Here is a 9,999-nt window from a genome sequence, read left to right on the forward strand (position 1 = left end):
CCGACAAGCGTTGGAGGGCCGACCGGTGAAGTCGCTCTTTGACTTCATTGGGCGGACCGAAACGTCTCGAGGGGCTAGGCGCTGGAGCTGGACAATTCTCGAAGTGAAATTTATATAATCTTTATTCAATGAAAAAGGACTGCCCGGCATATGGTGCAGTCTTTTTTCATATTACAATTTGTGCAGCATTAAAATATGGTTGGGAAATCGTCGAATCCTTTATCGGTTGAACCGGTAGAATAGATTTCATAGTCTCCCATTTCATTTTCCTGAAGGTCCACACCTTGAAGCAGGCCCTCTGAAGCTTCAAGCACTGCTTTTCGATAAGATATGATTCTTCCGCCTGATGTCTGAAAACTGATGATGTCCCCATGATAATTACGTTGTACTTTAGTGATTTCCTCCATCATTTGAACCCCCTTTCGAATATTATTTCATTAGTAGTATGGTCGAAAATGTCATGATTCATAAGGAAAATGGGTTTGTTGCGTCTACAAATAATAAATTGGGAAAAAAGAAGGATTTCTTCCTTTATAATAAGAAATAGAGTAAGAGAATAAACTTACAGAGGTGTAATGATGAATAAATCTGAATGGCATACAAAAGCCAGGTCACGCTGGGATCATAATGCAGATAATTGGCATTCAAGAAGCGTTGAAAACTGGTCCACAGGCAGCAGGAAAGCAATTATCCCATTTTTCCTTAAGACTGTTAAAAAAGGGGAAAAAGTAGGAGACTTGGGATGTGGAGATGGCTACGGCTCATATCTGCTCCACCAAAACGGATATAAAGTGACAGGAATGGATTTCTCAGAGAAAATGGTTGAAATTGCAAATCGGTTTGAACGGGAAAATTTGCAATTCGTTCAAGGAGATCTTATCCGTCTTCCTTTCAAAGATAATGAGTTTGATGCTGTCATGGCCATCAATTCAATAGAATGGACGGAATCACCATTGGAAGCATTAAATGAACTTGAAAGAGTCACAGTGAAAGAAGGATACATTTGTATTGCACTGCTTGGTCCGACGGCACACCCCAGGGACAATTCCTTTCCTCGTCTCCATGGGGAAGAAGCGATCTGCAACACGATGATGCCATGGGAATTAGAAAGGCTTGCCGAAGAAAAAGACTGGAAGAAGATTGATGAAGAATGGGTGTATAAAAAAGGTGTTGATGCATCCCTTGCAGGCAGCCTTACCAATGAATTAAAGCAGGCGTTGACATTCATGACTCTATTTATGTTCAAACGATAAGAGAAACTTGGTCTTCTTACAGAGTGGTTCACTGTCTATTGGTGTAAAATAAAAGGAGAATAAAATGGATATGACATATTAAAAAGGTGGATACGATGACATTGACAACAAAGAAATTGAAAACAGATATCGAAATCGCACAGGAGTCAACTCTCCTGCCAATCTTTGAAATTGCTCAAAATATCGGACTGACAGAAGATGATATTGAGTTGTACGGAAAATATAAAGGGAAAATATCCTACGAAGCGATACATAACCTAAATAAATTTAGTGATGGAAAATTAATATTGGTCACATCCATCAATCCTACTCCTGCTGGAGAAGGGAAATCAACCGTGACGGTGGGACTTGGCGATGCGCTCAATCAGTTGAATGAAAATGCAATGATTGCAATGAGGGAGCCTTCCTTGGGACCTGTCATGGGAATGAAGGGAGGAGCCACGGGAGGCGGAAACTCACAAGTTCTTCCAATGGATGAGATCAACCTTCACTTTACAGGGGATATCCATAGCATTACAACCGCTAATAATGCACTTGCTGCTATTATTGATAACCATGTTCATCATGGTAATGAGTTAAATATCGATCCCAGAAGAATCGTATGGAAGCGAGCTCTCGACATGAATGATCGTGCTTTAAGGAACATCGTTATAGGTCTTGGGGGAGCTTATCAAGGTGTTCCGAGAGAAGATGGATTTGATATCACTGTAGCGTCAGAAATCATGGCCATTCTATGTTTATCTAATGATCTCGAGGATTTAAAAAAGAGATTAGGTCAGATCGTGGTCGCTTACAACTATAAAAAGCAGCCAGTCACCGTCAAAGACTTGCAGGTGGAAGGAGCATTGACTTTGTTACTTAAGGATGCCCTGAAACCTAATTTGGTGCAAACAATCGAACATACACCTGCGCTTATCCATGGTGGTCCATTTGCAAATATTGCTCACGGATGCAATAGTATCATCGCCACCAAAACCGCCTTGAAACTTGCTGATTACGTTGTTACCGAAGCTGGATTCGGAGCGGATCTTGGCGCGGAAAAATTCCTGAATATCAAGACCCGTGCTGCCGGCTTATCTCCTGATGCAGTTGTACTAGTAGCAACCATACGTGCATTGAAAATGCATGGGGGACTAAGCAAAGGAAACCTGCAGCAGGAAAATATGGAAGCACTAAAAAGAGGGCTGGACAATTTAAAGAAACATATGGAAACACTTGAAGCATTCAATGTTTCATATGTGGTTGCAATCAATCGTTTTGTATCGGATACCGAAATGGAAATTAACGTTCTGAATGCATGGTGCGAAGAAGAAGGAGTCCCGGTTTCTTTGACAAATGTATGGGCAGAAGGCGGTAAAGGCGGGTTGGATTTAGCACAGAAGGTATTAAAAACAATCGAAGAAAATAAGAAGGCATTCACTCCGCTGTATGACTTATCTGATTCGCTGCAATTAAAAATTGAATGCATTGCAAGTCAGGTATACGGAGCCAGTGAAGTGGATTTTACAGTAAAGGCCAAGAAGCAGTTGAAGGAATTTGAAGAAAACGGGTGGGGCGGCCTTCCTGTATGTATGGCGAAAACCCAGTACTCTTTATCAGATGACCCGGGGAAGCTGGGAAGACCAAAGAATTTCACCATCACCATCAGGGAATTAAAGCCGAAAATCGGGGCCGGTTTCATTGTCGCCATGACCGGGGAAGTGATGACGATGCCGGGTCTCCCTAAACAGCCTGCTGCCCTGAACATGGATGTGGATTCAAGCGGAAAAGCCACCGGGTTATTCTGAGCCAGGGCGGTTGAGTTTTTAGTTGTCCAATATCGGGAAAACAAAACTATTTGAAAACGGCCTTATGAAAGGAGGATATCGGATGTTTGATCCAACGGCCTTCGACAATTTAAAAGTTGTTGCTGAGGGAGCTGTGTATGACTTAGATTTGTCAGGAGACATTTCCATACTAGACCGGAGAGATTTATTTGACTTTGCTCATTACGAAAGAACGTATCGTATAGAATATTGTCTGCCAGAAAAAAACACTTCGATCATTCTTCAACTTAAAGCGGATATGGGCCATTTTCTGGCTGAAAAGAAGGGGGTTTCAGAAAAGAATAAGGCAGGGGCTGAAATCCAACTGACGTACAAAGGGAAAGAAATAATACATCAAGTGAAAGAAAAGCTTGAAAGCGCATGGGGGACGGACAAGAGCTGGGAGTGGATCAAGGTGCACTCTTCGCTTCATCCTCCGGAGGTAAGAGGAATGCTGACTTTTAATAGAGTCATTACAGAAGAGATGGTGGATGATATCCTTCAGATGGTTTCTTTTTCAATAGAAACCTTGAATATATTGACTGAATGGGACTAAAGAGTTTATATGAATAAGGGGGCGGAATGGATGAGGATTGCATGGGTAACTGATAGTACTGCATATATTGAAGATCTATCAGTGTGTAAAGAAAATGATGTGTTTGTGGTACCAATGAATATATTATTCGGGGAAAAGGAGTATAAAGATGGAATAGATCTATCTCCAGAAGACCTCTTCGAGAAATTGAAAGAAGAGAAAGTTGAAGTGAAAACGTCACAGCCTTCGATCGGTACATTCAAGGAATTATACGAAAAGCTTGGAGGGAGCTATGATCATATTTTTTCCATTCATGTCTCCTCTCATTTCAGCGGTACCATGTCTTCTGCATATCAGGCGGCGGAACTTCTGAGTGATACAGTGCCCTCCATAACCTGTATCGATTCCAAGACGCTGACATATCCCTTGACTGAGCTTATTGAATATGGGCAAACCCTTCATAAGAAGGGGGCGTCGATTGAAGAAATAAAGGAATCAATAGAGGAGAAAATCAAGACAAGGGAATTATATGTAATGGTAGGAAGTCTGGAACAGCTTCATAAGAGCGGAAGAATGAACGGCCTATCATTCTTTCTTGGGAGTGTCTTGAATATAAAACCGATTCTTTCTATAGAGGACGGAAAATTGGAAGTGAAAGAAAAAGTTAGAAGTATAAATAAAGGTTTAAGTAACATGAGTAAACTGCTGGGTGATGCATTACAGAGGAAGGTCATAAAAAAAGTCTCGATCTTACATGGCTTGAATCACGACGAGGCTCTCGAATGGATCAATGAATTAAAGATCAACTACCCGGATATTGAGTTCGGAGCTTATCCCCTTGGAGCTGTCATTGATGTCCATGCAGGTGCCAACACCATTGGGATCAGCTGGACTGATGAGCACGAAAAAGCATAAGTGTGGAGAGATGATGTATAAGTGAGAATCTTATATGTCGTCTCTTTAATCTTTTAGTCCGTTCTTTGATACAATGGATGGGAAAGGTGATGAGGAATTGAAGCGGACAGACATAGAAAGATTGATCAACGCGTTAAAACGGGAATTTAATGATGAGTCAACAGGACATGACTGGCATCACCTTGAGCGTGTAAGAAATAATGCTCTTTTAATTGCAGAGAAAGAAAATGTTTCGGATACTTTTATCATTGAGATAGCTGCTTTACTGCATGATGTACCTGATGAAAAACTTAACTCTTCAGAGGCAGAAGGGAAAAGAAAACTGGAAGAATACATATCCTTACTTTCACTGAGCGAAGATGAAAAGGAAGAACTATATGGCATCATCTATTCAATCTCGTATAAAGGCGGAAACGAGGTGTCTTTAACCTCAGATAAAGCGATGATTGTGAGGGATGCAGACAGACTGGACGCAATCGGGGCCATCGGGATCGCGAGAACGTTCGCTTATGGAGGTAAGAAAGGTCAAGTGCTATATGACCCTGATATAGAGATTAGGTCTGAAATGACTCTTACTGAGTATAGAACTGGAAAAAGTTCGAGCATCCATCATTTTCATGAGAAATTATTGAAATTGAAAGGCTTGATGTGCACGGAAACCGGGAAGCTTCTTGCAGAAGAACGGCATGAATATATGTTAGGGTTCCTAAAGCAATTCAACAAAGAATGGAATGGTCAAGAATGAGAATGTTAACAGCAGAGAATTTATCAAAATCTTATGGGGAAAAGACCTTATTTGGTGGAATCTCTTTTTCCATCAACGAAAAGGAAAGGGTAGGATTGATCGGGGTCAATGGAACAGGAAAATCAAGTCTGTTAAAGCTGATCGCCGGTATTGAAGAATATGATAGTGGTGAAATCATGGCTCCCGGTGATTATCACATTTCCTATCTGCCCCAGGAACCCGAGATCAATGAGGAATTGAGCGTCATCGGGCAAGTTTATCGGGGAGAAGCAAAAATCATCAAAGCCATGCGTGAATATGAAACAGCTTTAATGGAAATGGAAAGAGATCCTAAAAGCAGCACTTCTCAAGAGAGATTATTTGAGGCGCAGAAGCAGATGGACACCCTGCATGCATGGGAAGCGAATGCAAATGCCAAAGCGATCCTTACAAAACTGGGTATCAATGAATTCTCAAAGAAAATGAAGGAATTATCCGGGGGGCAAAAGAAAAGGGTGGCACTGGCCGGGGTGCTCATTGAAACCCCAGATCTGCTCATACTCGACGAACCGACCAACCACTTGGATTATCAATCCATAAAATGGCTTGAAGACTTCCTGGCCAAATATAACGGTTCAGTGCTGCTCGTTACCCATGACAGATATTTTTTGGACAGTGTAACGAATCGCACGTTCGAACTGGATGGAGGAAAACTTTATTCCTACAGAGGGAATTATGCTTCTTTCATTGAGGCAAAAGCGACGAGAGAGGAAAACGAACGCCTTGTATCCGAGAAACAGCAGAACCTTTATCGACGAGAGCTTCAATGGATGAGAAGAGGTGCCAAAGCGAGGACTACAAAGCAGAAAGCAAGGATACAGCGCTTTGAAAATCTGGAAGATAATATGAGTTCCGGACCGAATAATGCCCAAGTCGAAATGGCAATCGGTGGGGACAGGCTTGGAAAACAGGTATTTGAATTGAAGGATGCTTCAAAATCCTTTGATGGCAAGATTATATTAAAAGACTTCAATTACTTGATCAAGCCGGGGGACCGAATTGGTGTTGTCGGTAAAAATGGAAGTGGAAAATCCACTTTTCTTAATCTCCTTGGAGAAAAAGATGAGCTGGATTCAGGAGAATTGATCAAAGGGTTGACCGTGAAAATCGCGTATTATACACAAGGGCATGAAGAATTGAATGAAAATATGCGAATGATTGAATATATAAGGGAAGCCGGTGAATTTATCACCACTGAAAAGGGCGAGCGTATATCGGTCACTTCCATGTTGGAACGGTTTCTTTTCCCGATGAGTACGCACGGCACGCTCATTCGAAAACTTTCGGGAGGAGAGAAGAGGAGACTGTTTCTACTGAAGTTGTTAATGGGAAAACCGAATGTCCTCTTGCTTGACGAGCCTACAAACGACTTGGATACTGAAACGCTCACGGTCCTTGAAGATTATATCAACGAATTTTCCGGAGTAGTAGTGACAGTTTCACATGATCGGTATTTCTTAGATAAGACTGCCCGGCAATTGCTCGTGTTTAAGGGTGATGGCGATATTGGTTTATATTTCGGAGAATATACAGAATACCTGGAGGAAGCCGAAACAGTAACGAAAAACCAGGCGGCAGCAAAGAAGGATACAGATTCTAAGCAGCTTTCACAACAACCTGAAAAAGAGAAAAAAAGACTATCTTACATGGAAAAGCGTGAGTGGGATGAAATTGAAGGCAATATCGCTGAAATAGAAGATAAACTGGAAAAAGTCCAGGAAGAACTTCAATCGGTGGGAAGTAATTTTGAACGGGCGCAAGAATTGATGAATGAAAGCCAGCAGTTAAACGAGAAGCTAGAACATTTGATTGAAAGATGGAGTTATCTCTCTGAATATGCTGAATAAGGCAGTTTGTTTTTTTGCCTAAGATTAACTATGTTATGATGAAAAGAACAAGTGGTGGCAGAAAGGGGATTAATTGTGAGAATCGTATCGATTGAACCTACCCCCAGCCCTAATACGATGAAAGTTCTCTTAGATAGGGAGCTTGAAGCTGGGAAGAGTAATAACTATAAAAAAGATCAGTCGGAAGGTGCACCTTCAGTCATTAAAGATATTCTTCTTATAGAAGGAATTAAAGGGGTCTATCATGTGGCAGACTTCCTTGCTGTTGAACGGAATGCGAAGTTTGATTGGCAGGAACTTCTTCCTCAAGTCAGAAAAGCATTTGGAGAAGAAGCCGAGCAAGAATCAAGTGAATCCCAAATGGAAGAGCATTTCGGTGAAGTGAATGTCTCGATCCAGATGTTTAAAGGAATCCCAATGCAGGTGAAGGTAACAGATGGAGAAGAAGAGAAGCGTTTTTCTTTGCCTGATCCGTTTATGAAGGCATTATCAAATGCCCAACAGGACGGAGACAATGTCGTCCTGCTTCGTAAGTGGAAGGACCATGGAGTAAGATATGGCGACCTCGATGATATCGGCAATGATGTTGTGGAAGAATTAACTGCAGCCTATCCGCCTTCAAGACTGGAAAGTTTGGCTCAACAGGCCTTGGAAAACCGTACTGAAGCACAACCTGTCCAACGTATGAAGCAAAAAATCACGATCGATGATTTCGATGCACCAGACTGGCAAACCAGATATCAGAAGCTGGAAGCAATGGATGATCCGAATTTAGAAGATCTTCCACTGCTTGAAAAAGCACTTCAGGATGAAAAAGTCTCGATCAGGCGTTTAGCCGTGGTATATCTGGGCATGATTGAAGACGAGCGTGTATTGCCTCTTTTATATAAAGGGCTTGAAGATAAATCTGTGTCGGTACGCCGCACAGCCGGTGATTGCTTATCCGATCTCGGATTCAAGCAAGCGATGCCCCAAATGGTCGAAGCACTGAAAGATAAGAGTAAATTGGTGAGATGGCGGGCAGCAATGTTCTTATATGAAGAAGGCGATGATACGGCTCTTCCAGGTTTGAAAGCTGCAGAAAATGATCTGGAATTCGAAGTCAAATTACAAGTGAAAATGGCTATTGAACGTATAGAAGGCGGAGAAGAGGCCAAAGGATCCGTTTGGAAACAAATGACTGAAGCACGTTTGCAGGATTAACATGAAGATGAAATATACTAAATTCTATAGGGGGAATGTATGATGTCAATGGCTTATGAAGAATATATGAGACAATTGGTGAAACCTATGAGACAGGAACTTGCTCAAGCAGGCTTTAAGGAACTGGCCACCGCAGAAGAAGTGGAGCAGTTTATGGAAAGTGCAGAAGGAACGACCCTGGTAGTCGTGAATTCTGTCTGCGGTTGTGCAGCAGGGCTTGCACGACCGGCTGCTACTCAATCCATATTAAATAATGACAAGACTCCCGACCAGCTGGTGACTGTATTTGCAGGGCAGGATAAGGAAGCCACTATGAAAATGAGAGAGTACTTTGAAGGTTATGAACCATCATCCCCTTCAATGGCATTGTTAAAAGGAAATAAAGTGGTTCATTTCATTCCAAGAGAAGAAATAGAGGATCATGATATTTCAGCTATCATATCAAATTTGACTTCTTCATTTAACGAACATTGCTAATAAATAAAACAATCATCTTAGGGAACTCTTAATGGGTTCCCTATTTCTATGGTATGATGGTAGAATGAGCAGAAAAAGGAGACAATAATTGTGTTTGTAACGACATGCGGGAGAGCAAACGAGAATGTGATCAAAGAGGCAATGAGAATCGCTTCTGAACTGAACATTCCCTATATCGAAAGAGGAAAAAAATCACTCATTTATCATATGGAAAATCAAGATCAAAATTGCGTTATGGTCGGTAAAGAGCGGCTGGAGCTTCATAAGAGAAAAAAGGGTGAAGAACCTTTTTTCTTTCATCCGAACTCAGCCTCATTCCGCATCAAAAGATTAATGCGCGGAGAAAAAGATCCCATGGTGGAAGCAGGAGGGCTTCAACCAGGAATGAGCTTCCTTGATTGTACACTTGGCCTTGCTTCGGACAGCATTATCGCCAGTCACGTTGTCGGATCTGAAGGAACAGTTAAAGGAATGGAAGCAAATAAGTATATTGCCTCTATCATTGCAGAAGGTTTGAAGAATTGGTCCTCGCCCCTTACAGAGTTAAACGAAGCCATGAAAAGAGTAGAGGTATGGCAAGGGAATTTTGAAGATAGATTAAAGGAATGTGCCGATAAATCAGTGGATGTCGTCTATTTCGACCCGATGTTTGAGGAAGGGCTGACTGATTCAACAGGCATAAATCCAATCAGAAACTGGGCTTCCTATACGCCGCTGACAAAAGAAGTGATTACCGAGGCAAAACGGGTGGCCAGAAATAAGGTCGTCATGAAAAATCACTATCAATCGCCCCTTTTTGAAGAACACGGCTTTGAAGTGATAAAAAGACCCTCAGCCAAATTTCACTTTGGTGTTATTAGGTTGTAAGGAGCAATAAAAAGAACTCACTCCTTCCTACGAAGGGAAGAACTGGTTCTGAGTTAAACTTTTTATTCATCTTCACCTAAGTTGATTGCGGTGGAGGGCACTCGTCTTAGGGGAGAGCGAGTGCCTATAGCGTTCCAGCTTTTGATTGGAGTGCAAGACGAAGACTCCTGCGGGAGAAGTGGCCAATTAGAAAAGCGGAAGGGCTTTGTTTAGAGGCAGGTGGCATAAGACGAATCGGCCTGGAAGGCGCTCTTTGCCTTCTTGGTCGGTTTGGCTTATGACATGTGCCTCTAAGCCCTGCAGCTAGACAAGT

Annotated in this window: 10 protein-coding genes; 9 read left to right on the forward strand and 1 reads right to left on the reverse strand. The window is 42.0% G+C overall.

Going from position 1 to position 9,999, the window contains the following annotated elements; translation table 11 throughout:
* Positions 1-188: 188 nt before the first annotated feature.
* Entirely contained in the window at positions 189-407 is a 219-nt protein-coding gene (locus AAEO50_RS20250; protein ID WP_341986173.1) for a DUF3892 domain-containing protein, read from the reverse strand.
* 171 nt (positions 408-578) lie between these two features.
* Between AAEO50_RS20250 and AAEO50_RS20255 the strand changes: the two genes are divergently transcribed.
* The 9 genes from AAEO50_RS20255 (at position 579) to AAEO50_RS20295 (ending at position 9,686) form a co-directional block, all read left to right on the forward strand.
* Complete coding sequence (locus tag AAEO50_RS20255; protein ID WP_341986174.1) at positions 579-1,253, forward strand: class I SAM-dependent methyltransferase; 675 nt, start codon at positions 579-581, stop codon at positions 1,251-1,253.
* Positions 1,254-1,348: 95 nt separating this feature from the next.
* The gene (locus AAEO50_RS20260) at positions 1,349-3,040 is read left to right on the forward strand and encodes a formate--tetrahydrofolate ligase (RefSeq protein WP_341986175.1); all 1,692 of its coding nucleotides are present in this window, start codon (positions 1,349-1,351) and stop codon (positions 3,038-3,040) included.
* 82 nt (positions 3,041-3,122) lie between these two features.
* Complete coding sequence (locus tag AAEO50_RS20265) at positions 3,123-3,614, forward strand: hypothetical protein (protein WP_341986176.1); 492 nt, start codon at positions 3,123-3,125, stop codon at positions 3,612-3,614.
* A gap of 30 nt (positions 3,615-3,644) precedes the next feature.
* Entirely contained in the window at positions 3,645-4,508 is an 864-nt protein-coding gene (locus AAEO50_RS20270) for a DegV family protein (protein WP_341986179.1), read from the forward strand.
* A gap of 73 nt (positions 4,509-4,581) precedes the next feature.
* On the forward strand, positions 4,582-5,253 hold the full coding sequence (locus tag AAEO50_RS20275) for an HD domain-containing protein (RefSeq protein WP_341986180.1): 672 nt from the start codon (positions 4,582-4,584) through the stop codon (positions 5,251-5,253).
* Positions 5,250-7,139, forward strand: coding sequence for an ABC-F family ATP-binding cassette domain-containing protein (locus AAEO50_RS20280; protein ID WP_341986185.1), 1,890 nt, complete (start codon positions 5,250-5,252; stop codon positions 7,137-7,139). Before AAEO50_RS20275 ends, AAEO50_RS20280 begins: the two co-directional genes overlap by 4 nt.
* A gap of 75 nt (positions 7,140-7,214) precedes the next feature.
* On the forward strand, positions 7,215-8,342 hold the full coding sequence (locus tag AAEO50_RS20285) for a conserved virulence factor C family protein (RefSeq protein ID WP_341986182.1): 1,128 nt from the start codon (positions 7,215-7,217) through the stop codon (positions 8,340-8,342).
* 42 nt (positions 8,343-8,384) lie between these two features.
* Positions 8,385-8,819, forward strand: a complete 435-nt coding sequence (locus AAEO50_RS20290; protein ID WP_341986183.1) for a BrxA/BrxB family bacilliredoxin — start codon at positions 8,385-8,387, stop codon at positions 8,817-8,819.
* Between the two features lie 90 nt (positions 8,820-8,909).
* Positions 8,910-9,686, forward strand: coding sequence for a class I SAM-dependent methyltransferase (locus tag AAEO50_RS20295; RefSeq protein ID WP_341986184.1), 777 nt, complete (start codon positions 8,910-8,912; stop codon positions 9,684-9,686).
* Positions 9,687-9,999 lie beyond the last annotated feature (313 nt).

This window comes from Rossellomorea oryzaecorticis (genome assembly GCF_038405515.1).
GTDB lineage: Bacteria > Bacillota > Bacilli > Bacillales > Bacillaceae_B > Rossellomorea > Rossellomorea oryzaecorticis_A.